This is a genomic window from Actinoplanes sp. CA-015351 (assembly GCF_050955685.1).
Lineage (GTDB): Bacteria > Actinomycetota > Actinomycetes > Mycobacteriales > Micromonosporaceae > Actinoplanes.
The window spans coordinates 7,531,929-7,556,913 of the sequence record NZ_CP192102.1 but is presented as its reverse complement, the minus strand read 5'-3'; the positions used below and the strand labels follow the sequence as shown (position 1 = coordinate 7,556,913).

The window sequence follows — 24,985 nt, the reverse complement described above, 5'->3', positions numbered from 1 at the left end:
TAGCGTTCGAGGATTCTCGGATGTGCTATTTCCCCGGCCTTTCGGCACACTGCGTCGGGTGGAGGAGGATCGGAAACTCGGCAACCGGTACCGGCTGTTGAACGAACTCGGCCGGGGCGGGATGGCCGTGGTCTGGCGCGCTCTCGACGAGGTGCTCAACCGCCCGGTGGCGGTGAAGGTGCTGGCCGGGAGATATGCGGACGACGATCGCTTCCGGGCCCGGATCCTGCACGAGGCGCGGGCCGCGGCCACCCTCTCGCATCCGAACATCGCGCAGATCTACGATTTCGGGGAATCCCACGAGAACGGTCAGCCGGTTCCGTACGTGGTGATGGAATTGATCAACGGGCCGACGCTGCAACAGCGGGTGGCGCGGGGTCCGATTCCGCCGCGGACGGTTTTCCGGATCTGCGGGGAGATCGCCGCGGCGCTCGCGGTGGCGCACGCCGACGGGCTCGTGCATCGCGACATCAAGCTCGCCAACGTCATGGTCACCCCGGCCGGCGCGAAGGTGGTGGATTTCGGCATCGCCGCGGTCGTCGGTCCCGCCTCGCCCGAGGACGCGCTGCTCGGCACACCCGCGTACCTCGCGCCGGAGCGACTCACCGGCGGCGCGATCGAGCCGGCCTCGGACATGTACGCGCTCGGTGTGCTGCTCTACCGCCTGCTCGCCGGGATCGCGCCGTGGAGCGTGGAGACCACCACACAGATGCTCAGCGCGCACGTCTACCTGGAGCCGGACCCGCTGCCGCCGGTGCCCGGCGTCCCGGACACGATCGCCGACCTGGTCGACCGCTGCCTCGCGAAGAATCCCGCCGATCGTCCGGACGCGGCCGAGGTGTCAGCCACTCTGGGCGACGCGGCCGAGGCCGCGACCGCTTCAAAGATCAACATCCCGGGTGTACGGGAGGAGCAGGCGGTCCCCTCGGTTCCCGGCGCGCCGGCCGCACCAGGATCGGGTGCGGGTTTCGACGGCGCGACGATGCTGCGTGAGGCCACGGTTCCGGTTACCCGTCCGGCGTCCACTGGCGCCCCGGCTGCGAGTGGCAGCGCTGGTGTCGATGCGGGTGGGCTTTCTTCCGTACCCCAGTGGTGGAAGCGCAAGAAGGTCCTGGCCGGCGGCGGGCTGGTGGCAGTGCTGATCGCCCTGGCTTTCCTCTGGCCGGAAGCCGGAGGCGAACCGGAAGCCGCGCCCGGCGCGGTTGTTCCCCCCTCGGTGTCACCGAGCGTGACCTCCGCGTCGCCCGGCGGACGCGGCGGGACCAGGCCCGCGGCGCCGGTGATCGTGCCCGGCAGGGTGCCCGAATCGGTCGGCTCACTGGGCCCGGCGGCGTCCGGAACGGTCTCGTCGGTGCCCGCGCCGGCACCCTCCGGTGAGGTGATCTCGCCGTCGCCGAGCCCCAGCGAGAGCGAGCCGGCACCCGTCGAGGAACCCGCGCCGGACGGCACCCGGCTGGAGTCGCCGGGCGGCACGGTGCTCGCGCGATGCGTCGAGGACGGCGCCGAGTTGCTCGCCTGGGAACCGAACGAGGGATTCGCCGTGGACAGCGTCGATCCCGGACCCGCTCTGACCACCGCTGTGGTGTTCAAGAGCGAGCGGGCGCGGTACCGGATGACGGTCACCTGCTTCGGTGATCGGCCCTCCGCGGTCGTGCTTCCGCTGTGACCGGACCGGTGGCGAGACGCGTTCGGATTCGCCGTCACGCTGCGTGGGCACACTGGCTAGACTGGCCCGTCACGGCCGGGCGAAAGGGACATCGATGACGGCGACCGCTAATACGCTCAGAAGCAGCCTCGGCCGGGTGCGGGCCGCGGCTCGCCGCCGGCTGCGTCCCACCCCGCCGCCACCGCCGGTCGTCGCGCCGTCCGTCGTCAACCTGGTGCCCGACCCCGGTTTCCGGGGTGCGCCGGACCGGCCGTTCGAGGCCGGCGGCGTCTATGTGCACTCCCACAACTCGTGCGAGTTCGCCGACGTGCCGGGCCTGGCCGGGGTGCGCGGCGCCCGGGTCGAGGGTGTCGGCGCCAACAACGACACGCACATCGCGCCGGGCGGGCGCAACGCCGCTGGTGAGTTCCGCCTCGGCCTGCGCGCCGGCGGCACCTACACGGCGAGCATCTCGGTCTTCCTGCCGGAACCGCTCACCGGCACGCTGAACGCGGCGGCGCTGCGGCTGGTGCCAGGTTGCATCGTCGACGAGGCGGTGAAGTGGACTCTCGCCCAGTCCGCTCCGGCCCGCAACGAGTTCGGCCACCACCGGATCAGCGTCACGTTCACGATCCCGGCGACGGCGAAAGCCGCCTGGATCCGGCTGCACAGCGGCATGTCAGCGGGCAACGGCGTCGTCTACTGGTACGACTACTCGCTCACCGAGACGACTCAGGCGGTGGACCACTTCGACGGTTCGACCCCGGCCACCGACTTCCACGTCTTCGAGTGGACCGGTGAGCCGGACTCGTCGCCGTCCCGCCGCACCCTGCAGGTCTCGCTGGAAGCCGCGTCCGCCGAGATCGCCGCGGAAGCGGTCCGGCTGGCCCGGGCCGGCGTCACCGAGGAGGCCGCCTTCCTGCGCAAGCAGGTCAGCGGCGACAAGTTGACGACCGCGCGGATCGCGCTGGCCGGCGGCGACCAGGAGACCGCGCTCAAGGCGCTGCGCAAGGTGGTCAAGGCCGGCGACCCGGACGGCTCGGCCGCGTACGAGCTCGGGCGGCTCGCGCTCGCCGAGCACAAGTGGGCGGCTGCCGAGAAGCTGCTGCGCACCGCGGTCACGAAGCAGCCGGAGGCGTGGGAGCGGGGGTACGCGCTGGCGTTCGCGTACGACAAGCTGAAGCGCCGTGAGGACAGCAAGCGCACCACGCGGGCGGCGCTGGCGCACGACACGAAGCTGCCGTTCGACGGGCCGGCCGTGCTCGACCTCGACGTGAAGTCGTACGGGGCACGTCGTGAGCTCGGCGTCTTCATCGCGGAGAACCTCGGCCAGATCCGTACCCAGGCCGAGCAGCGGCTGGCCCGGCCGGTGGTCAGCTCCTTCGACCAGCCGATCTTCGTGTACTGGGCGCAGGGCTTCGAGTCGGCCCCGCCGGTCGTGCGGGCCTGCCTCGACGCGCTGCGGGCGAACAACCCGGCCAGCCGGGTGCACGAGCTGACCGACGCCAACATCGCCGCGTACGTGGACGTGCCGCCTGATCTGCTGGACGCGCTGGACGGCAACCGGACGCACTTCTCCGACCTGCTGCGGCTGCTGCTGCTGGAGAAGTTCGGCGGGATCTGGGTGGACGGGACCTGCCTGGTCTCCGAGCCGCTGCGCCCGCACATCACCCGCGCGCTGCAGCAGAGCAGCCTGTTCGCTTTCAACTACACCGGGCCGTACATCTCCAGCTGGTTCCTGGCCGCCCGGCCCGGCAGTTATGCCGTACACCTGTGGCGGGCCGCCTGTTTCCTGTGGTGGGAAAAGCGTGGCGAACTTATCGACTATTTCCTCATGCATCATGTCTTCGAGATGCTTCATCACCTCGATGACCGTTTCCGCGCCGATTGGGAAGCGGGGCTGCGGCTTAATTCGAAACCGCCCCATGCGTTGCAGAGCGTGATGCTCGACGCGTACGACCCGGATGAGTACCAGACGGTGATCGAGGGCGCCTTCGCGCACAAGCTGCGCTATAAATACCAAGCTCACGAGCTGCGTAGCGAGTCGTACCTGTCCCGGGTCATCCGCGGTGACCTTCCGTAATTGCATTCTTGCTAATTGTCAATTTTTTACACAGAGTTAATTGTGAGCGCGCATAGGAAACTCGTAGGTTGAATTCCTAATGTGTTTCTCATGCAAAAAGTGATACGTAGTGCGGTGGCGCCGGTGGAAGAGGCGGCAGGGGTTCAGGTATTCGTCGATTCCACGGGCCGCCGCAAGCGACTGCTTGCGGTTCTCGGGTTTTTCGTGGCGTTGTTCGCGGCAATTTACATCGGGGTGGTCGGCGCGAGCGTGGTGCAGGCCGCGGATTCCGGATTGTCGACGAAGGCGTCGGTGTCGACGTCAGCCACGACATCGTCGTCAGCTTCGGCGTCGAACTCCGCCAGCTCTTCCTAATTTTTCCGTTATTTCCCGAAATCTACGAACAGTTTGGTGAATGCGTACGCGTCCTGCGTGATTCCGCTGCACGCCGCCTCCACCTCACCTGTCGCGCAGTCGCCGTTGTCCCGGTTGACCGACCAGAACCGGACGAAGCCCAGCCCTTTCTCCTCGGCGTAGTCGAGCAGCGTCTGTGCGTCCGAAGTCTCCGTGATCGGCCCGGTGTCGTTGACCCCGATCATCGGCGTGACGCCGAGCATCGCGTACGCCTCGGTGTCGCTGAGGTCCGTCCAGACCGACTTGACGTCCGCGACCACCGCCTCGGTGGCCGTGGTCATCGACGTGCCCCAGTCGTCCTCCTCGGTGAAGTTCATCGTCATGGCGTTGACCGTGACGTCCAGGCCGGCGTCCTTCGCGCTCTGCAACAGGGCGATGCTGGTGTCGGTCAGCCCGAGCACGGTCCCGCCGACCGGGACGGTGAGCGTGATCGCAGTGCCGCGATCCGCCTGGAGCGTGCTGAGCGCCTGGGTCACCGTCGCCGCGGTGATCGTCTGTTCGATGTCCACGTCGAGGGCGTTGCTGCCGGCCGCGTCCAGCGCTGACGCGTACGCGGTGGCCAGCTCGTCCGCCGTACAGACGCTCTCCAGATAGGTGCCGGTGGCCCCGCCGGTGGAGACGACCATGTCACCGTCCAGTGCCTTGATCTTCGCGATCGCGGCCTGGATGGTGCTGTCGGTGATGGCCTTGGTGCCACCCCAGGTCGCGGTGCACGAGCCGGCGCTGTCGGCCAGCACGAATGCGATCGTGAAGTCCTTCTGCCCGGTCTTCTCGTTCACCTCGTCGACGTCCACCGTGCCGCTGACGATGTCGATGTACGGCGCGACATCCGGCGTCTCGGTGGTGGCCGAGGTGCTGGACGCGACGGCGGGTGAGGTGGTGGTTGTCGTGTCGGCCTCGTCCCCGTCTCCGGAGCAACCGCTGGCGAGCAACAGGACAGAGGCGGTGAGGCCGGCGAGCCGTTTGTGCTGCACCTTCGCACTATGCCGTACTCATCGCGCCGAATTCCGGTGCTCAGCGAATCCCGTTCGCGGCCGATAGGGGGTTTGAGCCAGGTCTACGGCAAGGGGGATGTCGGTGTCCGTCGAGACGCGTCCAGCGCCTGCCCGGCGGCGAATCCCGGTGCCCCGCCCACGCTGGATAGTCCTGTCCGTGGTGCTCGTCCTCTTCGCCAGCCTGCTGCTGGTGAACGGCATCGTGCAGGGCGAGTTCGCCCAGGACGGCGCGGTCGAGTCCACCTCGGATACCGACCAGGTCCCGGACGAGGCGCTGAGCGGTGGCCCGATCATCCAGACCGACGGTGACACCACGACGACCGTGGACGCCGGCGATTACCAGATCGTGCTGACCTTCGACGACGGCCCCAGCCCGGAGTACACCCCGGAGATCCTGGACGTGCTGGCCGAGTACGACGTACCCGCCACCTTCTTCATGATCGGCGCGGAGATCAGCAAGTACCCGGGCCTGACGAAGGAGGTCCTGGACGGCGGGCACGAGATCGGGATCCACACGTACACCCACCCGGACATGTCGACCAAGAACGACTGGCGGCGCTCGGTGGAGATGCAGGAGACCCAGTACGCCCTGGCCGGCGCGGCCGGGGTGACCAGCGTGATCTTCCGGCCGCCGTACTCGTCGACGGTCGCGGCGCTGGACAACACCAACTGGGCCGTGATGGAGGAGATGGGCGAGCGCGGCTATCTCACCGTCGTGAACGACCTGGACAGCCGTGACTGGGAAGAGGACGTCACGAACGCCGACATCGTCGAGGCGGTCACCCCGGACGACGGCGCCGGCGCGGTCCTGCTCTTCCACGACGGCGGCGGCAACCGGTCCAAGACCGCTGCCGCCTTACGGACGGTCATTCCCTCGCTGAAGGACGCCGGGTACACGTTCACCACGGTCTCCGCGCTGACCGGGATGAACACTGTGAACCCGGCCGCCACCACCGAGGAGTGGGTGCTCGGGCTCGGCATCGTCAGCGCCGTGCAGGTCGCTACGAACGCGACCGTCTGGTTCTCCGTGCTGCTGCTGGTCCTCGGCGTGATCACGGTGCTGCGTCTGGTGCTGATGCTGGCCCTCGGGCGCCGGCACGCCCGGCGATATCGGAACGGCGACGCGATCTGGGGGCAGCCGTACACCGAGCCGGTCACCGTGATCGTCCCGGCGTACAACGAGAAGGAGTGCATCGCCGACACCCTCCGGTCGCTGGTGGCGAGCACTCATCCGATCCGGGTCGTCGTGGTGGACGACGGTTCGGACGACGGCACCGCCGAGATCGCCGAAGGGCTCGGGTACGAGAACGTCACAGTGGTCCGCCAGCCGAACGGCGGCAAGTCGGCGGCTCTGAACAACGGCATCGCGCACGCGACCACCGAGGTGGTCGTGATGATGGACGGCGACACGGTCTTCGAACCGGACACCGTACGCCTTCTCGTGCAACCGTTCGCCTCCGCGGAGATCGGTGCGGTGGCCGGCAACGCGAAGGTCGCCAACCGGAACACCATGATCGCCATCTGGCAGCACATCGAGTACGTCGTCGGCTTCAGCATCGACCGGCGCGCGTACGACGTGATGCGCTGCATGGCAACCGTCCCGGGTGCCATCGGCGCTTTCCGCCGCGAGGCGTTGCAGCAGGTGAACGGCCTGTCCGACGACACCCTGGCGGAGGACACCGACCTCACCATCGCCATCATCCGGGCCGGCTGGCGGGTCGTCTACGAGGAGCGGGCCCGCGCCTGGACCGAGGCGCCGTCGACCATGTCGCAGCTCTGGCGCCAGCGGTACCGGTGGAGTTACGGCACCATGCAGGCGATGTGGAAGCACCGCCGGGCGCTGTTCGAGAAGGGCGCGGGCGGCAAGTTCGGCCGCCGTGGCCTGCTCAACCTGGCCGTGTTCCAGACGCTGCTGCCGCTGCTCTCACCGCTGATCGACGTCTTCCTGGTCTACGGCCTGATCTTCCTGGACCCGGTGACCACGGTGATCGCCTGGCTCGGCATGCTCGGCGTCCAGCTGATCAGCACCCTGTACGCGTTCCGCCTCGACCACGAGTCGCTGAAACCGCTCTGGCGGCTGCCGTTGCAGCAGTTCGTCTACCGGCAGCTGATGTACCTCGTGCTGATCCAGTCGGTGCTCGCGGCGGTCGGCGGGATCCGCCTCGGATGGCAGAAGCTGCGCCGGACGGGCGGCCTCAACGCGCTGATGGGATCGCGGCTTCCCACCGGAGACGGACCGTCCTGACGGCGGTTTCATGCCCTTTTGGGGGGAATCATTCTGGGCTGATCCACTGATTTCGCACAGCAAATCCAGCCCCCAGCGTTTCTACCTTTGCTGGCATGTGCGGAATCGTGGGATACGCCGGCGGACGACCGGCCCTTGACATCGTGATGGACGGACTGCGGCGCCTGGAGTACCGCGGCTACGACTCGGCGGGCGTCGCCATCGTCGACGACGTCTCCGGCCTGGCCGTGGAGAAAGCGGCCGGGAAGCTGATCAACCTGGAGAAGGCGCTCGCCGAGCGGATCGACACCGGGTTCGACATCGGGATGACCGGAATCGGTCACACCCGCTGGGCAACGCACGGCGGACCGACCGATCGGAACGCCCATCCGCACGTCTCGGCCGACGGCCGGGTCGCAGTGATCCACAATGGCATCATCGAGAACTTCGCCGCTCTCCGCGCGTCGCTGGAAGCGGACGGAGTGGCGTTCCGCAGCGACACCGACACCGAGGTGGCCGCTCATCTGATGGCCGCGGAGATGCGCGCGCTGCGCGGGTCTCTGGAGGGTCCCGCTCTGCTTGCCGAGGCCATGCGTCTGGTGGCGGGCCAGCTCGAAGGCGCTTTCACGCTGCTCGCGACCTCACCGGATGTCCCGGGCGCGGTGGTTGCCGCCCGGCGCAACTCGCCGCTCGTGGTCGGCCGCGGCAATGGGGAGAACTTCCTGGCCAGCGACGTCTCGGCGTTCATGGAACACACCCGGGAAGCGATCGAGCTGGGCCAGGACCAAGTCGTGCTGATCACCCCGGACTCAGTGGAGATCACCGGGTTCGACGGCACGCCGGCGAGCGGGACCGCGTTCGTGGTCGACTGGAACCTCGCGGCCGCCGAGAAGGGCGGCTACGACTTCTACATGCTCAAGGAGATCGCCGAGCAGCCGCAGGCGGTCGCCGACACGCTGCTGTCCCGCTTCCCCGACCTCTCTCTCGACGAGGTGCGGAAGGTCGTGATCATCGCCTGCGGAACGGCTTATCACGCCGGGATGGTCGCCGGATACGCCATCGAGCAGTGGGCGCGGATCCCCTGTGATGTCGAGCTGGCCAGCGAGTTCCGGTACAAGGACCCAATCCTGGACGACTCGACTCTGGTGATCGCTATCAGTCAGTCCGGCGAGACCATGGACACGCTCATGGCACTGCGGCACGCCAAGGCGCAGGGCGCCCGGGTGCTGGCGATCTGCAACACCAACGGTTCGACGATCCCGCGTGAGTCGGATGCGGTGCTCTACACGCACGGCGGGCCGGAGATCGCGGTCGCCTCGACGAAGGCCTTCCTGACCCAGCTCGTCGCGTGTTACCAGGTGGGACTGCGCTTGGGAGCGGCGCGCGGTTTCTCCCACGCTGACGTGGCGGCGGCCCTTCGCGCGGTTCCGGACCAGCTGCGTGCGTTGCTGGCGCGTACCGATGCGATCCGGGAGCTGGCGTACGACCTCGCTACCGCGCGGCAGGTGCTCTTCATCGGGCGGCACGTCGGATATCCGGTGGCTCTCGAAGGCGCGCTGAAGCTCAAGGAGCTCGCGTACATGCACGCCGAGGGGTTCGCGGCCGGCGAGCTCAAGCACGGGCCGATCGCGCTGATCGACGAGGGCACGCCGGTGATCTGTGTGCTGCCGGCTCCCGGTGACGCTCTGCACGGCAAGGTGGTCTCGAACATCCAGGAGGTGCGTGCTCGTGGCGCCCGGACCATCGTGATCGCCGAGGAGGGCGACGAGGCCATCGTGCCGTTCGCGGACGACGTGATCCGGGTGCCGGTCACACCGGCGTTGCTCGCTCCGCTGATGACGACCGTACCCATGCAGATCTTGGCTTGTGAGATCGCTGCGGCTCGGGGGCACGACGTCGACCAGCCCCGGAACCTGGCGAAGTCGGTGACGGTCGAGTAGCTATGTCAGTCGCGGCAGAACCTCGGCGGCCAGCAGATCCAGGTGATCCAGGTCGTCGAGGTCCCGCATCCGGATGTAGATCCGGGTGGCGCCGAGCTCCGCGTATTTCCCGATCGTGTCGGCCACCTGATCCGGAGTGCCGGTGATCGTCGGTTCGTCGGGCAGTGCCGAGGCCTCGTGCATCGTGGACAGTCTGTTCCGCGCCTCGGCGTCGGTGCGGCCGCAGGCAACCGCCATGCCGACCGACAGCGTCAGCGGCCTGGTCCGGCCCTGCTTCGTGCAGGCTTCCCGGACTCTCGTGAAGAGTTGCTCGCTCTGGTCCAGCCTGGTGAACGGCAGGTTGAACTCGTCGGCGAACCGGGCGGCCAGCTCCGGGGTGCGCTTCTTGCCGCGGCCGCCGAGGATCACCGGTGGTCCGGGCTGCTGCACCGGCTTCGGCAGTGCGGGCGCCTCGTCGAGGCGGTAGATCCGGCCCTGGTACGAGAACCGTTCGCCGACCGGCGTGGACCACAGCCCGGTGATCACTTCGAGCTGCTCCTCCAGCACGTCGAATCGCTCGCGCGGTGTGCCGAACTCGATTCCGTACGCGGCGTGCTCCCGGCCGAACCACCCAGCGCCGAGACCGAAATCGATCCGTCCGCCGCTCATCTGGTCGACCTGCGCGACGCTGATCGCGGTGACCGCGGGGTGCCGGAAGGTGGCGCAGGTCAGCAGCGTGCCGAGCCGGATAGTGGTGGTCTCGCGGGCCATCGCGCCCAGCGTCACCCAGGAGTCGGTCGGGCCGGGAAAGCCGTCCGAAGCGTGCATCGGCAGATAGTGATCAGCCCGGAAGAAGCCCTCGTAACCGGCTGCCTCGGCGTGCAGGGCGGCACGCAGCAGCTGGTCGTAGGTGGCCCCTCGGTGTGGCTCGGTGAAGATGCAGACGCGCATGGCCGCAGAGATTAACGGCAATCATGTCCGTCTCGGTAGTTGCTGCCCTGCTGACCGTTTCGTTGCTGTTTCTTTACCTGGATAGCGCTTACGTACATCGATATTTCCGTAGCCTGTCGGTTTTACGGGAGGGATCGATATCGATGCGAAAGATCGCTGCGGTACTGACCGCTCTGGCGTTGGCGGGATGTTCTTCCTCGTCCGGTGACTCCGCGTCCTCGCCTGACCTCGCCGAGGTCAAGTACCTGACCGCGTTCAACGCGTTCGGCCGGGAGGCGTACGCGTTCGTCGCGGACGAGAAGGGCTACTTCGCCGAACAGGGCCTGGACGTCGAGATCTCGATCGGTACCGGGTCGGGCGAGAACATGGCCGCGCTGGCCTCCGGCGCCGCCGACTTCGCCCCGGTGGACTCGACCGGATACATCCTGACCAAGGCGACCGGCAAGGTCACCGGGATCACCGCGGTCAGCGCCGTGCAGCAGAAGTCGATGGTCGGCTTCATGACCCTCGACGGGTACGGCATCACCACCCCGAAAGACCTCGAAGGCCGGGTGATGGGCGACCAGTCGGGCGCCACCACGACGCTGCTCTTCCCGACGTACGCGAAGCTCGCCGGCATCGACGCGAGCAAGGTGGAGATCGTCCCGGTCAACGCTGGTGAACTTGCCGGCGCCCTCGCCGCCAAGAAGGTCGACGTCATCGGCCAGTTCGTGGTCGGCAAGCCGCTGATCGAAAAGGCCGCCGGTGGCAAGGCCGCGGTCTCGCTGCCGTTCAGCGACGTGATCACCGACCTTTACGGCAACTTCCTGCTGACCTCGGAAAAGACCGACCCCGCCCTCTCCGCCAAGTTCAACACCGCACTGCTCAAAGGCCTTGAGTACGCCATAGCGAACCCCGTCGAAGCCGGTCAGATCCTGAACAAGGCGCAGCCCGAGACGGACGCCGAGGTCGCCGCGAAGGAACTCGAGATCATGGCGTCGTACGCCCGGGGTGACGCCGGAAAGCTCGGCGCCCTCGACGACGAGCGGGTGGCCCGGGTCATCGAGATCCTGGCCGGTGCCGGCTCGATCCCGGCCGGGAAGAAGCCGTCGGAGTTCATCCAGCCGGCTGCGTGACGGTCCGGTCCTCGTTGTGCATCAGCAGCTCGTGAAGCCGGGCAGAACAGCGCGCCAGTTCCTCGGTGTGCTCGTTCTGCCCGAGGCTGCGCGGCCGGGGCACGCCGATCTCCACGATCTCCGCGATCCGACCGGGCCGCGGGCTCAGTACCACCACCCGGTCGGCGAGCAGCACCGCCTCGTCGATCGAGTGGGTCACGAAGATCGTGGTGGTCTGTTCCCGGGCGTGGATGCGCTGCAGCTCGACGGTGAGTTCCTCGCGGGTCAGCGCGTCCAGCGCCGAGAACGGCTCGTCCATCAGCATCACCGACGGCTGCTGGATGAGCGCCCGGCAGAGCGAGACCCGCTGCTGCATGCCGCCGGAGAGCTCGTGCGGCATCTGCTTCTCGAACCCCGCGAGGCCGGCCGTGTCGAGCAGCTCCCGGGCCTTCGCCACGTGCTCCTTCCGCTTCCACCCGAAGATCTCCACCGGGAAAAGGACGTTGCTCAGCACGTTGCGCCAGGGCAGCAGGGCGGGCCGCTGGAACAGCATGGCGATCTCCCGGCGAGGCTTTTTCACCGGCGTCGCGCCGACCTGGATCGTCCCGCTGGTCGGCGCGATCAGTCCGGCGACCAGGCGCAGCAGGGTGGACTTGCCGCAGCCGGACCGGCCGACCACCGCCACGAACTCGCCCCGCTCGACCCGGAGGTCGATCCCACTCAGAGCCTGCACGGTGCCCCGGCGGCCGGAGAAGGTGCGCGAGACGCCGTCCAGCTGGATCATCGGGTTCTCCTGTCCGTCCACTCCGAACACTTAGCATAAGGATCAATGTCACGATGGTCGCGGTCGCTCTGCCCGTCGTCTTCCTGCTGGCCCTGATCGGCGCCTGGTACCTGCTGGTCCGGATCCATGACGTACCGCCGCAGGTGGTGCCCTCACCGGAGACGGTCGGCAGCGAGCTGGTCCGGCTGCCCGAATACCTGGCGACCCAATCCTGGTACACGCTCCGCGAGGTCTGGGCCGGCTTCGCCATCGCCGTTTTCATCGGTGTGGCCCTGGCGCTGGCGATCTCCGCATCCCGCGTCGTCGACCAGGCCGTCTCCCCGGTCCTGGTCGGCTTCAACGCCATTCCGAAGATCGCGATCGGCCCGATGCTGGTGATGTGGTTCGGCTTCGGCATGCAGCCCAAGATCTTCGTCGTGGTGCTGCTCTGCTTCTTCCCGATCGTCCTGTCCACCGTGGCCGGCCTGCGCTCCACCCCGGCCGACCTGATCGAGCTGACCCGCTCCCTGGATGCTTCGCGCGTGAAGACATTCCTGAAGGTGCGCGTCCCGTGGGCGCTCCCGCAATTCTTCACCGGCCTGAAGCTGGCCATTTCCCTGGCCTTCGTGGGCGCCGTCGTAGGCGAATTCATCGGCGGCGGCCGAGACGGAATCGGATACGTCATCGTGGCCGCAAAGGCCAACATCCAAACCGGCCTGGCCTTCGCCGGCATCTTCCTGCTGGCCCTGATGAGCATCGCGTCCTACTACGCCCTGGTAGCCCTGGAACGCCTGCTCCTCCCCTGGTCCCGAGAAACAACCTCGTAGCCAGAAGCGCGTACCAAAGGGCGCGTACCAAGGGGGAAGCGCAAGAGAATGGCCAAGCGTGCCCACCGCAACGTGGGGGGTTCGGGGGGCTCGGCCCCCCGGCAGACAAAACGAGGCGGCAAGGTCAGCGCAATCCGCTGACACAAACCGCCTCCGACTCGTGCCCCCGGCAGGATTCGAACCTGCGCTTTCGCCTCCGGAGGGCGACGCTCTATCCCCTGAGCTACGGGGGCCCAGTGATTAAGGAGCCTAGCAGGCCCGCCGGAACCATTGCCAACCGGTTCCGGCGGTGTCGCTCGTCAGCTTGCCTGGGCCTTCTTGAGCAGGGAGTCGATCAGCTGGATCTCGCCCTGCTGGGCGGTGACCATGCTTTCCGCGAGCCAGTCGACGTCCTCGTTGTCGGAGAGGTCCATGGCCTCCTGGGCCATGTGGACGCCGCCGACGTGGTGGGCCCGCATCAGGGTGAGGAACTGGATGTCGAGGTTCTTGCCGGTGGCGGAGCGCAGCGTGGCCATCTGCTCGGGTGTGGCCATGCCGGGCATCAGGCCATTCACGATGGCGCCGTCGGAACCGGGGATCCAGGCCATCGGCTCGGCGGTGCCGGTGGGGGAGAGGTCCCAGTCGCGCAGCCAGGCCTGCATATATCCGATCTGGCCCTGCTGCGTCGTGGCGATGTCCGCGGAGAGGGTGATGACGTCCGGGGTGTCCGAGCCGGTGTGGGCGATCATCGCCATCTCGACGGCCTGGGCATGGTGCGTGGACATGTCGCGCAGGAAGCCGGCCTCGACCGAGTCGGTGCCCGGTGTACGCAGGCCGGGGACGACCAGGCCGGCGCCGAGACCGAGGATCAGGCCGACCAGCAGGGTGGCGACCGCGACGTATCCGAAGGTGTGGGTGCCACCCGCCTCGGGCGCGTCCGGCGACGCGTCCGAGGCGGAGGGCTGGACCTCCGAGATCATCCGGTGGCGCCGGCCGAGGCCGCGGCGGCCGGAACCGGGTCGCTTGTCGTGTTACCGCTGGAGCAGGCGGCGCCGGGCTCCATCGAGGCCTTGACCCGGGCGATCCGGATGAAGTCGTCGATGCGGCTGTCGTCCGCGCTGTCGACCTTGAGCTGGTAACCCCAGACCTGCACCGAGACGTTCTTGTCCAGGTTCGCGATGGGGGACATGAAGGTGTACTCCTTGCCCTCGACCTTCGTCTGGAGCGTCTCCACCTGGGCGGCGTCGAGGCCCTGCTTGTAGGTCACCCAGACCGCGCCGTGCTCGAGGCTGTGCACCGCGTGCTCGTTGGCGATCGGCTCGGTGTAGACGTCGCCCATGCAGTTCTGCCAGGTGCTGTTGTGTGCGCCACCGACCGGCGGGTTCGTCACGTAGGTCTGCGGACCCTCCTTGTGGGTCCGGTCGTCGATCGCCGCGTTTTTCTGTGCGCGGTAATCCACGACGCCGTCGATCGCGGCGACCTGCTCCTCCCAGGGCTTGCTGCCCTGGACGGAGGCGATGACACCCCAGCCGATGATGCCGGCGGCGATGAGGATCACGGCGCCGGTGACCGCGATGGGTCCCCAGTTACGGCCTCCACTGACCTTGACCGGGGTGACCGGCTTGCGGCCCTTGCCCTTGGCACCGCCCTTGCCACCTGGGCGGTTCGCCCCGGGCCGGCTCGCGCCCGGCTTGTCCGCGGGGGGCTTGCCCTGGCCGGTCGTCTTGCCGACCTTGACAGTGGACGGGACCCGTTCGGGACCCGGCGTGCTCATGCTCATCGCGCCTCGTCGATTCGTATTAAGAGAAAGGGGCGGGGCTCGGGTGGCCGCCGAACGCCGAAGTCTACCCCCGATAGCATGGCCCAGTGACTCCCGCCAACCTTGCTGACACCGTTCTCTCAGCTGCTCGTGCCGTATTCGAGACGCGCGGTCTCGACACAGCGGCGCTGCCCGCCACGACGACGGTGGAGCGGCCGCGTAACCCCGAGCACGGCGATTACGCCTCGACGATCGCCTTGCAGGTCGGCAAGAAAGCGGGTGTGGCGCCGCGCGAGCTGGCCGCCGCTCTCGCGGAGGAGCTGGGACGACGCCCCGGGATCAAGTCGGTGGAGATCGCCGGCCCGGGATTCCTGAACATCCGGCTGGACGCCGCCGCGGCCGGCGCGCTGGCCCGCGACATCGTTCTCGCCGGTTCAGCGTACGGCCGGACCGACCGGCTCGCCGGTGAGCGGATCAACCTGGAGTTCGTCTCGGCCAACCCGACCGGCCCGGTGCACATCGGCGGGGTCCGGTGGGCGGCGGTCGGCGACGCGCTGTCCCGGCTGCTGCGTACGGCGGGCGCCGAGGTCGGCACCGAGTACTACTTCAACGACGCGGGCTCGCAGATCGACAGGTTCGCCCGCTCGCTGCTCGCCGCGGCGAAGGGTGAGCCCGCGCCGGAGGACGGTTACGGCGGTGGCTACATCGCCGAGATCGCGGCGAACGTGGTCAAGGCCGAGCCCGGCGTGCTGGACGAACAGGACGACGCGGCGCAGGAGATCTTCCGCCGGGTCGGCGTCGAGCTGATGTTCGCCGAGATCAAGCAGTCGCTCACCGACTTCGGCGTGCACTTCGACACGTACTTCAACGAGAAGGACCTGCACGACCGGGGCGAGCTCCAGGAGGCGCTGGACCGGCTGCGCGAGCAGGGCCACATCTTCGAGAACGACGGCGCGACCTGGTTGCGGACCACCGAGTTCGGCGACGACAAGGACCGGGTGCTGCGCAAGTCCGACGGCGACTGGACGTACTTCGCCGCCGACTGCGCGTACTACCTGGACAAGCGCAAGCGCGGCTTCGACCGGGTCGTGATCATGCTGGGCGCCGACCACCACGGTTACATCGGCCGGATGAAGGCCATGTCGGCGTGCTTCGGCGACGATCCTGGCAAGAACCTGGAGATTCTGATCGGCCAGCTGGTGAGCCTGGTCCGGGACGGCGAGCCGGTCCGGATGAGCAAGCGGGCCGGCACGGTGGTGACCCTCGAGGACTTCGTCGAGGCGCTCGGCGTGGACGCCACCCGGTACGCCCTGGCCCGGTACTCCAGCGACTCCCCGATCGACATCGACATCGACCTGTGGACCAGCGCGAGCCGGGAGAACCCGGTCTACTACGTGCAGTACGTGGCGGCGCGCACCTTCAACGTGGCGATCAACGCCCGTGACAAGGGTGTCACCCGGGGCGAGCCGGACGACTTCAAACCCGAGCTGCTCAGCCACGAGAAGGAGAACGACCTGCTCAAGGCGCTGAACGAGTACCCCGGCGTGGTGGCTCGCGCGGCCGAGCAGCGGGCGCCGCACCACGTGGCCCGGTACCTCGAAGAGGTCTCCGGCGCGTACCACCGGTTCTACGACAAGTGCCTGGTCAGCCCGAAGGGCGACGATCCGATCACGGAGACGCACCGCGCGCGGCTGTGGCTCAACGACGCCACCCGTACGGTGATCGCCAACGGGTTGTCCCTGCTCGGTGTCTCCGCCCCGGAGAGGATGTAAGCATGCGCGCACACGAGGCCGGGGCCCTGCACGGCGACATGGGCAGCCGCGGGCCGGCCTGGCTGCGGACACCGCAGGATGTGAACGCTCTGGTGCCGCAGCTGTGGCCACGCACGGTGTCACGTTCGTCGACAGGTGATCTCGAGATCGGCGGGAAGAGCGTCGTTGAGCTGGCCGCCGATTACGGCACCCCGGCGTACCTGCTGGACGAGGACGACCTGCGGGCCCGCTGCCGGGACTTCCGGGACGCGTTCGCCGGCGCCGACGTCTTCTACGCCGGCAAGTCCTTCCTGTGCAAGGCGGTCGTGCGGATCGTCGAGGAGGAGGGCCTCTTCCTGGACGTCTGCTCCGGCGGCGAGCTGGCGGTGGCGCTGGCCGCGGGCTTCCCGCCCGAGCGGCTCGGTTTCCACGGCAACAACAAGTCGGTGTCCGAGCTGCAGCGCGCCCTGGACGCGGGCGTCGGCCGGATCATCGTCGACTCATTCGACGAAATTTCCCGCCTAAGCGAAATCTCCGAAAAATCCGGCAAGCGGCCGGTCGTGCTGATTCGCGTCACCGTAGGTGTCGAAGCACACACCCACGAGTTCATCGCGACCGCCCACGAGGACCAGAAGTTCGGCTTCTCGCTCTCCGGGGGCGCGGCGTTCGCGGCCGCCGCCCGGATCCTCGACGAGGACATTCTCGACCTGCGCGGCCTGCACTCGCACATCGGCTCGCAGATCTTCGACACGAGCGGGTTCGAGGTGTCCGCCCGCCGGATCCTGGAACTGCAGGCGCAGATCCGGGACGCGCGCGGCATCGAGCTGCCGGAGCTGGACCTGGGCGGTGGCTTCGGTATCGCGTACACCACGCAGGATCAGCCCTCCACCGCCGGTGACCTGGCGAAGCGGATCCTCAAGATCGTCGAGTCGGAGTGTGAACTCGCCTCGTTGCGCGTACCCAAGCTCTCGATCGAACCGGGACGGGCGATCGTAGGTCCGGCAGTTCTCACCCTGTACGAGGTGGGCACCGTCAAGGATGTCGACGGGATCCGTACCTACGTGAGCGTCGACGGCGGGATGAGCGACAACATCCGGACCGCGCTCTACGACGCTTCCTACTCGGCCACGATGGCGAACCGGAGCAGCGAGGCGCAGCCGATGCTCGCCCGCGTTGTGGGAAAACATTGTGAGTCCGGGGACATCGTCGTGAAGGATGAATTCCTGCCCGCCGACGTGCAGCCCGGAGATCTTCTCGCCGTGCCGGGCACCGGTGCTTATTGCCGGAGCATGGCGAGCAACTACAACCACGTTCCTCGGCCGCCCGTGGTGGCGGTGCGCGACGGCGCCGCCCGCGTCATCGTGCGGCGCGAGACCGAGGACGACCTGCTTGCATTGGATGTTGGATGAGCTCAGCAAAACCGATCCGCCTGGCCCTGCTCGGCTGCGGCACCGTCGGTACTGAAGTGGTCCGGCTGCTCCACGACCAGGCCGATGACCTCACCGCCCGGATCGGCGCTCCGCTGGAGCTGGTCGGCATCGCGGTGCGCCGGCCCGGCCGCCAGCGCGGCGACCTGCCGGTGGACCCGGAGCTCTTCACGACCGACGCGCTCGGCCTGATCAAGCGCGACGACGTCGACGTGGTGATCGAGGTCGTTGGTGGTATCGAGCCGGCCCGCACCTGGCTGACCGAGGCGCTGCGTGCCGGCAAGAGCGTCATCACGGCGAACAAAGCGCTGCTCGCCGAGGACGGCGGCGCGCTGCACGACGCCGCGGCCGAGGGCAACGCCGACCTCTATTACGAGGCCTCGGTGGCCGGCGCGATCCCGCTGCTGCGCCCGCTGCGCGAGTCGCTGCACGGCGACCGGGTCACCGCGGTGACCGGCATCGTGAACGGCACGACGAACTTCATCCTCTCCTCGATGGCCTCGACCGGCGCCGGCTTCAACGAGGCGCTCGAGGAGGCCACCGAGCTGGGTTACGCCGAGGCCGACCCGACCGCCGACGTGGAGGGCTTCGACGCCGCCGCGAAAGCCGCGATCCTCGCCTCGCTCGCGTTCCACACCCGGGTCACCGCGGCGGACGTGTTCCGCGAGGGCATGACCGGGGTGACGGCCGGCGACATGGCCAGCGCCAAGGAGATGGGCTGCACGATCAAGCTGCTCTGCATCGCGCAGCGAGGCACCGACTCGGTCTCCGTCCGGGTGCACCCCGCGATGATCCCGCTGACCCACCCGCTCGCCGGAGTCGGTGACGCTTTCAACGCGGTCTTCGTGGAGACCGAGGCGGCCGGCCCGCTGATGTTCTACGGCCGGGGCGCCGGCGGCCGTCCGACCGCGAGCGCGGTCCTGGGCGACATCGTCGCGGCGGCCCGCAACAAGCTCACCGGCACCCGCGCCCCGAGCGAGAGCAATTACGCCAAGCTCGCGGTACGCCCGATCGGCGAGTCCCTTACGAGGTACCACATCAGCCTCGACGTGGCCGAGCGTCCGGGCGTCCTGGCGAGCGTGGCCGGCGTCTTCGCCCAGCACGAGGTCTCCATCGCCACGGTCCGGCAGTCCGGTCGTGAGGATGACGCGAAATTGGTCATCGTGACGCACAGTGCTCCGGACGCCGCTCTGGCGGCTACCGTCGAGGCGCTGTCGCGGCTGGACATCGTCCGGTCGATCGCGAGCGTGCTGCGCGTCGAGGGAGGGGCCGGCTAGTGCTCGACCACGACGGCAACACCGTCGAGGCGGTCAGCCACCGTCCTGAATAATGGGCGGTCGGTCCCGAAGATCGGAATCCTGGGGCACGCTGTTCGCGGATCGTCCCAGCTTGTAGTGAGGAGTAGGCCATGTGGCGGGGCTTGATTGAGGCGTACCGGGATCGGCTGCCGGTCACCGACGCCACCCCGGTGGTCTCGTTGCACGAGGGGAACACGCCGCTCGTACCCGCTCCGGTGCTCTCGCAGCGGGTCGGCGCCGACGTGTACCTCAAGGTCGAGGGCGCCAACCCGACCGGCTCGTTCAAGGACCGCGGCATGACGATGGCCGTCTCCAAGGCGGTCGAGGACGGCGCCAAGGCGATCATCTGCGCCTCCACCGGCAACACCAGCGCATCGGCCGCAGCCTATGCGGCCCGGGCCGGCATCACCTGCGCGGTCCTGGTGCCGCAGGGCAAGATCGCGCTCGGCAAGCTGGCGCAGGCCCTCGTGCACGGCGCCCGGCTGCTCCAGGTCGACGGCAACTTCGACGACTGCCTCGCGCTCGCGTCGAAACTCTCCCAGGACTACCCGGTCGCCCTGGTCAACTCGGTGAACATCTTCCGCCTGCACGGCCAGAAAACCGCCTCCTTCGAGATCGTCGAGGCCCTCGGCGACGCCCCCGACATCCACTGCCTGCCGGTCGGCAACGCCGGCAACATCTCGGCGTACTGGATGGGTTACCAGGAGGACAAAGACGCCGGCAACAGCACCAAACTGCCGAAGATGTTCGGCTTCCAGGCCTCCGGTTCCGCCCCGATCGTGAACGGCAAGGTCGTCGAGAACCCGTCGACCATCGCCACCGCGATCCGCATCGGCAACCCGGCCAGCTGGACCAAGGCCCTCGACGCCCGCGACGCGTCCGGCGGCTTGATCTCCGCGGTGACCGACCGTGACATCCTCAACGCGTACCGCCTGCTCGCCCGCGAGGTCGGCGTCTTCGTCGAACTCGGCAGCGCCGCCAGCGTCGCCGGCCTCCTCCAGCAGTCCGCAGCAGGAAAAATTCCGGCCGGCTCCCGCGTCGTCTGCACCGTCACCGGCCACGGCCTCAAGGACCCGGAGTGGGCAATCTCCACCGCCCCGTCACCCACCGTGATCCCCAACGACGCCTTGATCGCCGCAAAGTCGCTAGATCTGACATAAACCTTTTAATACGCGTAACCGTCAGGCCCTCATGGCCCGAGGCGCCTGACGCCCCTCCCGCCGGCGCACTCCGCCGCCGGCCCCGCCGAACCCTCCCGGTGCGCGGCGCTGCCTCGCCTCGTGCTGCGTCGTCCTGTGCTGCGCCGTCCCGCGCTGCGCCGTTCTGTGCTGCCCCGCCCCGTGCCGCGCCTTTCCGCGCTGCCCCGCCCACGCTGCGCCGTGTTGCCTGGATCTTGTGGACTTCTCCGCAGACGTGTCCGCATAACTCCGCAAGATCGAACAGTCCTAGCCGATCTTGCGGAGTTACGCGCAAACGGTTCGCCGAAATCCACAAGATCGGCGAAGCACCCCGCTCAGCGCGTCGGAACTGTGAAGCATCGCGCTCAGCACGTCGAAGCTGTGAAGGACCGCGCTCACGACGTCGGAACTGTGAAGCTCTGTCTGTCGCGGCAGAGCATGACCAGAATGCTCGCAGATCCTCCGAAATCGACATGCCGCGGATGGCCGTCCTGCGAACTCGTGCACTTGTGGTCGATCGGCCGGCTGAACCGCACAAGATCTCCGAGCGGCACCTCGCATCGAGAAACGCCACGCCACCACGCCGCCCCGAACCGCTACCGCTCCACAAATGGCTAAAGTCGAGCGCCGTCTCGACCTTTGCCATTTTGATGGTCGAGGGCCCGAACGGCTGGGGGAGGCGACCGGACCGGACGGTGCCGGGGCTGCGGGTTGCGGGCTGTGGTGATGTGCGGACCACGGCAGGGACATTTCAGAAGTGTCGGTTACGCGTACTAAAGGAATGTGAACTCAGAGTGAGTCTGGCTCCTGGGTCTCGGTCGGCGCGGTGGCGCACGCCGCTGCCTCGCGGAGCAGGAGATCCATGGCCTGGGAGACGATCGACAGCTCGTCGGCTGAGAGTCGGCTGAGAAGGTGGCGCTGTCGGGACACGCCTGCGGTGATGATGCCGTCGATGACCTCGGTGCCCGCTTTGGTGAGGCCGATCCGGCGGACTCGCCGGTCGTGCATGTCTTCCGCGCGCGTCACCAGGTCCTGCACCACCAAGCGGTCGACCATGCCACTCAAGGCTGCGGCGCCGACGCCCAGCATGCGGGCGAGTTCTCCGCCGGAAACGGTGCCGTGGCGGGCCAGCAAGAGAAGGATCTTGAGCTGGGACATGGTCAGGTGTGTCGCGAACAGCGGATCTGACCGGTCATCTGCAAACACGTGCTGGAGCCGGATCTGCGCGCCCATGATGTCTGCGATGAGCTTCTCTTTCTCGCTCAGCGCCTGCTCCTTCGGTGACGTGCTGATGACAGGACCGAGTCCGTCCGATGTCGGACGGTATCAAAGGACCCCGGCGGAAAACCATTTGTTCGCGTCAGGCAAAATATCAGTATCGACCGAACTTATCTCGGGGGAGCGTCCATGTCAGCTCTGACACGGCTAAGCCTTGCCAACCGAGGCCTGGTCGCCCTGATCGCGATTGTGATCAGCGGCTTCGGCCTCTATGCGATCCCGTCCCTCAAGCAGCAGCTCTTCCCCTCGATCGAGCTGCCCGCCGCGTTCGTGAGCGCGGTGCTGCCCGGCGCCTCCCCGGAGGCCGTCGAGGAACAGGTGACGAAGCCGATCGAGGACGCCGTCAAGGGCATCGACGGGATCGACAGCGTCACGTCGACCTCCCGCGAGAACGTTTCCAGCGTTGTCGTGCTCTTCGAGTTCGGCACCGACATCGAGTCCGCTGTCAACCAGGTCACCACCTCGCTCAACCGGATCCAGGCGCAGCTGCCGGACGACGTCGACCCGCAGGTCTTCGCCGGCGGCACCGACGACATCCCGGCGATCGTGCTGGCGGCGACCGGCGGCAGCGACGAGAGTGACCTGCTCAGCAAGCTGAACGAGACGGTGGTGCCAGAGCTCAACGGCATCTCCGGCGTGCGTGACGTGCAGGTCACCGGCGCTCGCGCCGAGCAGGTGGTGATCACGCCGGACCTGGCGAAGATGGGTGCCGCCGGCGTCAACCCGGCTTCCCTGACGAGCGTGCTGCAGGCCAACGGCGTCTCCATCCCGGCCGGCGCCGTGGTCGAGGGCGACCAGTCGCTCACCGTGCAGGTCGGTACGCCGATCACCACGATCGACCAGCTGAAGTCCGTTTACGTGACCGGCTCGAAGGGCTCGGTCAAGCTCGGCGACGTGGCGAGCGTGGAGAGCAAACTGCCCGCCGCCGAGTCGTACACCCGGACCGACGGGGTGAACAGCCTCGGCATCGCGGTGACGGCACGCCCGGACGGCAACCCTGTGGAGATCTCGCACGAGGTCCGCGACATGCTCGCCGACCTGGAGGCCGACTCCGGCGCGAAGCTGACCGTCATCACCGACCAGGCGCCGTACGTGGAGCGCTCGATCGAGAGCCTCACCACCGAGGGCCTGCTCGGCCTTGTGATGGCCGTGATCGTCATCCTGATCTTCCTGCTCAGCGTCCGGTCCACTCTGGTCACGGCGGTCTCCATCCCGCTGTCCGTGCTGGTCGCGCTGATCGCCCTCTGGATCGGCGACTACACGCTGAACCTGCTGACCCTCGGCGCGCTGACCATCGCGGTCGGCCGGGTGGTCGACGACTCGATCGTCGTGCTGGAGAACATCAAACGACATCTTGAGTACGGCGAGGAGAAGACGCACGCCATCCTCGCGGCGGTCAAGGAGGTGTCCGGAGCGGTCGTCGCCTCGACGCTCACCACGGTGGCCGTCTTCGCCCCGATCGCACTGGTCGGCGGCCTGGTCGGGCAGATCTTCTCGTCCTTCGCGATCACGGTGACGGTGGCCCTGCTGGCATCGTTGTTCGTGGCGCTGACCGTCGTGCCGGTGCTGGCGTACTGGTTCCTGAAGCCGCCGGCGGCCGACGCCGACACCGAGGCGATGCGCAAGGCCGCCGAGGAGAAGGAGCTGCGCAGCCCGCTGCAACGCGGTTACCTGCCGGTCATCCGGTTCGCGACGACCCGGCGCTGGACCACGGTCCTGATCGGCATCCTGGTGCTGATCGGCACGTTCGCGCTCTCCACTCGCCTGGAGACGAACTTCCTCGACGACTCGGGGCAGGACAGCCTCACGATCAGCCAGGAGATGCCGGCCGGCACCAGCCTGGCGGCCACCGACGCGGCGGCCAAGAAGGTCGAGGCGATCCTGGCCGAGCGCGACGACGTGACCACGTACCAGGTCACCGTCGGCGGCAACTCGGCCAACCCGTTCGCGGGTGGCGGCGGCTCCGGCACCGCGACGTACAGCGTGGCCCTCGCCGAGGACGCCGACGGCGCGAAGATCACCGAGGAACTGCGTACCGACTTCGCGGGTCTGACCGGCGCCGGTGAGATCAAGATCGGTCAGGAGAGCTCGGGCCTGGGCAGCAGCAGCCTCTCCGTCGAGGTGCAGTCCGCCGACAACGCGGTGCTCGCGACCGCCACCGAGCAGGTGCGCGCCGCGATGGCCGGCATCTCCGGTGTCACCGACGTGGACACCAGCCTCAAGACCAGCGTGCCGCGGATCGACGTGGTGGTGGACCGCAAGGCCGCCGCCGACGCGGGTCTCACCGAGGCGCAGATCGGCCAGAGCGTCGCCGGCCAGTTCCGGTCCGTCCCGGCCGGCACGATCTCGGTCGACGGCGAGAGCCAGGACGTGGTGATCTCGTTCGGCAGCGCGCCGGCCGACCCGGCCGCGCTCAAGGCCCTGCCGCTGACCACCAGCAAGGGTGTCGTCCCGCTGGACCAGGTCGCCGACGTCAACCAGGTCGACGGCCCGGACCAGATCACCCGGGTCGACGGCAACCGGACCGCGACGGTCACCGGCACGGTCACCGGCTCGAACCTCAGCGCCGTCAACGCGGACCTGACCAAGAAGCTGGACGCGCTCGACCTGCCGCCGGGCGCCGATTACACGGTCGGTGGCGTCAGCGCCGACCAGCAGGAGGCGTTCGCGCAGCTCGGCCTGGCCGTGCTCGCCGCCATCGCGATCGTCTTCATCATCATGGTGGCGACGTTCCGCAGCATCCTGCAGCCGATCATCCTGCTGGTGTCGATCCCGTTCGCGGCGACCGGCGCGATCGGCCTGCTGCTGATCACCGGCACTCCGCTCGGTGTTCCGGCTCTGATCGGTGTACTGATGCTCGTCGGCATCGTGGTCACCAACGCGATCGTGTTGATGGACCTGATCAACCACTACCGGGCGGCCGGCATGGGCGTCCAGGAAGCGGTGCTCGAAGGCGGCCGGCACCGTCTGCGGCCGATCCTGATGACCGCGATCGCGACCATCTTCGCGCTGATCCCGATGGCCCTCGGTCTCACCGGTGAGGGTGGTTTCATCTCGCAGCCGCTCGCCATCGTGGTGATCGGTGGTCTGGTCAGCTCCACGCTGCTGACGCTGGTGCTGGTCCCGGCGCTCTACACGCTGGTGGAGAACCGCAAGGAGAAGAGCCGCCAGAAGCGGGCGGCCAAGCGGGCACGCAAGGCCGGCCTGGTCGAGGCTGACCCGACGCCGGAGAACACCGCCGGCGACGACGAGACCGGTGCGAAAGAGCCGGTCACCAGCGGCAAGGCGGATTCGTCCGGCGCGCTGCGGGGTTACACCGACCAGTTCGAGGTGTTGAAGATGCCGCGCAAGCCCGGTGAGGCCAAGTAACAGAACGGTTTGATCCGTTGCCCGGCCACCCCACGGTGGCCGGGCAGCACCC

18 protein-coding genes and 1 tRNA gene are annotated in these 24,985 nt (G+C 68.1%); 12 read left to right on the top strand and 7 right to left on the bottom strand.

Annotated elements, in window-relative coordinates; all coding sequences use genetic code 11:
- The first annotated feature begins 58 nt into the window (after positions 1-58).
- The 3 genes from ACQP2E_RS34215 to ACQP2E_RS34205 all read left to right on the top strand — a co-directional run bounded on the left by ACQP2E_RS34215 (position 59) and on the right by ACQP2E_RS34205 (position 4,082).
- The gene (locus ACQP2E_RS34215) at positions 59-1,666 is read left to right on the top strand and encodes a protein kinase domain-containing protein (protein WP_433827107.1); all 1,608 of its coding nucleotides are present in this window, start codon (positions 59-61) and stop codon (positions 1,664-1,666) included.
- Positions 1,667-1,760: 94 nt separating this feature from the next.
- A complete protein-coding gene (locus tag ACQP2E_RS34210) occupies positions 1,761-3,728 on the top strand; it encodes a capsular polysaccharide synthesis protein (RefSeq protein WP_433827106.1) in 1,968 nt (655 codons plus the stop codon).
- Between the two features lie 81 nt (positions 3,729-3,809).
- Positions 3,810-4,082, top strand: coding sequence for a hypothetical protein (locus tag ACQP2E_RS34205; protein WP_433827105.1), 273 nt, complete (start codon positions 3,810-3,812; stop codon positions 4,080-4,082).
- 8 nt (positions 4,083-4,090) lie between these two features.
- Here the strand turns inward: ACQP2E_RS34205 and ACQP2E_RS34200 are convergent, their stop codons facing one another.
- On the bottom strand, positions 4,091-5,095 hold the full coding sequence (locus tag ACQP2E_RS34200) for a glycosyl hydrolase (RefSeq protein ID WP_433827104.1): 1,005 nt from the start codon (positions 5,093-5,095) through the stop codon (positions 4,091-4,093).
- 178 nt (positions 5,096-5,273) lie between these two features.
- On the opposite strand from ACQP2E_RS34200, the gene ACQP2E_RS34195 reads away from it, so the two are divergent.
- Both ACQP2E_RS34195 and glmS read left to right on the top strand, forming a co-directional pair.
- Positions 5,274-7,361, top strand: coding sequence for a bifunctional polysaccharide deacetylase/glycosyltransferase family 2 protein (locus tag ACQP2E_RS34195; protein ID WP_433827103.1), 2,088 nt, complete (start codon positions 5,274-5,276; stop codon positions 7,359-7,361).
- Positions 7,362-7,456: 95 nt separating this feature from the next.
- Entirely contained in the window at positions 7,457-9,280 is a 1,824-nt protein-coding gene (gene glmS, locus ACQP2E_RS34190; protein ID WP_433827102.1) for a glutamine--fructose-6-phosphate transaminase (isomerizing), read from the top strand.
- Here glmS and ACQP2E_RS34185 read toward each other — a convergent pair whose 3' ends face one another.
- Entirely contained in the window at positions 9,281-10,210 is a 930-nt protein-coding gene (locus tag ACQP2E_RS34185; RefSeq protein ID WP_433827101.1) for an LLM class F420-dependent oxidoreductase, read from the bottom strand.
- A gap of 143 nt (positions 10,211-10,353) precedes the next feature.
- Here ACQP2E_RS34185 and ACQP2E_RS34180 point away from each other — a divergent pair, with 143 nt between their 5' ends.
- Positions 10,354-11,325 carry an ABC transporter substrate-binding protein gene (locus ACQP2E_RS34180; protein ID WP_433827100.1) on the top strand — a complete coding sequence of 324 codons (972 nt, stop codon included), beginning with the start codon at positions 10,354-10,356 and terminating at the stop codon, positions 11,323-11,325.
- Here ACQP2E_RS34180 and ACQP2E_RS34175 read toward each other — a convergent pair.
- Complete coding sequence (locus ACQP2E_RS34175) at positions 11,306-12,088, bottom strand: ABC transporter ATP-binding protein (RefSeq protein ID WP_433827099.1); 783 nt, start codon at positions 12,086-12,088, stop codon at positions 11,306-11,308. The genes ACQP2E_RS34180 and ACQP2E_RS34175 overlap by 20 nt on opposite strands.
- 53 nt (positions 12,089-12,141) lie before the next feature.
- On the opposite strand from ACQP2E_RS34175, the gene ACQP2E_RS34170 reads away from it, so the two are divergent.
- The gene (locus ACQP2E_RS34170; RefSeq protein WP_433827098.1) at positions 12,142-12,894 is read left to right on the top strand and encodes an ABC transporter permease; all 753 of its coding nucleotides are present in this window, start codon (positions 12,142-12,144) and stop codon (positions 12,892-12,894) included.
- 161 nt (positions 12,895-13,055) lie between these two features.
- Here the strand turns inward: ACQP2E_RS34170 and ACQP2E_RS34165 are convergent.
- From ACQP2E_RS34165 to ACQP2E_RS34155, 3 genes are all read right to left on the bottom strand, one after another.
- Positions 13,056-13,127, bottom strand: a tRNA-Arg gene (locus ACQP2E_RS34165).
- A 66-nt stretch (positions 13,128-13,193) separates the two neighbouring features.
- A complete protein-coding gene (locus ACQP2E_RS34160; protein ID WP_433827097.1) occupies positions 13,194-13,853 on the bottom strand; it encodes a DUF305 domain-containing protein in 660 nt (219 codons plus the stop codon).
- Positions 13,850-14,653, bottom strand: coding sequence for a DUF3105 domain-containing protein (locus ACQP2E_RS34155; protein WP_433827096.1), 804 nt, complete (start codon positions 14,651-14,653; stop codon positions 13,850-13,852). The genes ACQP2E_RS34160 and ACQP2E_RS34155 overlap by 4 nt, the downstream gene beginning before the upstream one ends.
- Positions 14,654-14,739: 86 nt before the next feature.
- On the opposite strand from ACQP2E_RS34155, the gene argS reads away from it, so the two are divergent.
- The 4 genes from argS to thrC all read left to right on the top strand — a co-directional run bounded on the left by argS (position 14,740) and on the right by thrC (position 20,268).
- The gene (argS, locus tag ACQP2E_RS34150) at positions 14,740-16,404 is read left to right on the top strand and encodes an arginine--tRNA ligase (protein ID WP_433827095.1); all 1,665 of its coding nucleotides are present in this window, start codon (positions 14,740-14,742) and stop codon (positions 16,402-16,404) included.
- Positions 16,405-16,406: 2 nt separating this feature from the next.
- Positions 16,407-17,792: a diaminopimelate decarboxylase gene (gene lysA / locus ACQP2E_RS34145; RefSeq protein ID WP_433827094.1), complete on the top strand. Its 1,386-nt coding sequence runs from the start codon at positions 16,407-16,409 to the stop codon at positions 17,790-17,792.
- Positions 17,789-19,087 carry a homoserine dehydrogenase gene (locus tag ACQP2E_RS34140; protein ID WP_433827093.1) on the top strand — a complete coding sequence of 433 codons (1,299 nt, stop codon included), beginning with the start codon at positions 17,789-17,791 and terminating at the stop codon, positions 19,085-19,087. Before lysA ends, ACQP2E_RS34140 begins: the two co-directional genes overlap by 4 nt.
- Positions 19,088-19,218: 131 nt before the next feature.
- Positions 19,219-20,268 (top strand): threonine synthase, encoded by a 1,050-nt coding sequence (thrC, locus tag ACQP2E_RS34135; protein ID WP_433827092.1) that lies wholly within the window; start codon positions 19,219-19,221, stop codon positions 20,266-20,268.
- An 807-nt stretch (positions 20,269-21,075) separates the two neighbouring features.
- On the opposite strand, the gene ACQP2E_RS34130 is transcribed toward thrC, so the two are convergent.
- Complete coding sequence (locus ACQP2E_RS34130; RefSeq protein ID WP_433827091.1) at positions 21,076-21,519, bottom strand: MarR family winged helix-turn-helix transcriptional regulator; 444 nt, start codon at positions 21,517-21,519, stop codon at positions 21,076-21,078.
- A gap of 174 nt (positions 21,520-21,693) precedes the next feature.
- Here ACQP2E_RS34130 and ACQP2E_RS34125 point away from each other — a divergent pair, with 174 nt between their 5' ends.
- Positions 21,694-24,933, top strand: coding sequence for an efflux RND transporter permease subunit (locus ACQP2E_RS34125; RefSeq protein WP_433827090.1), 3,240 nt, complete (start codon positions 21,694-21,696; stop codon positions 24,931-24,933).
- Positions 24,934-24,985: the final 52 nt, after the last annotated feature.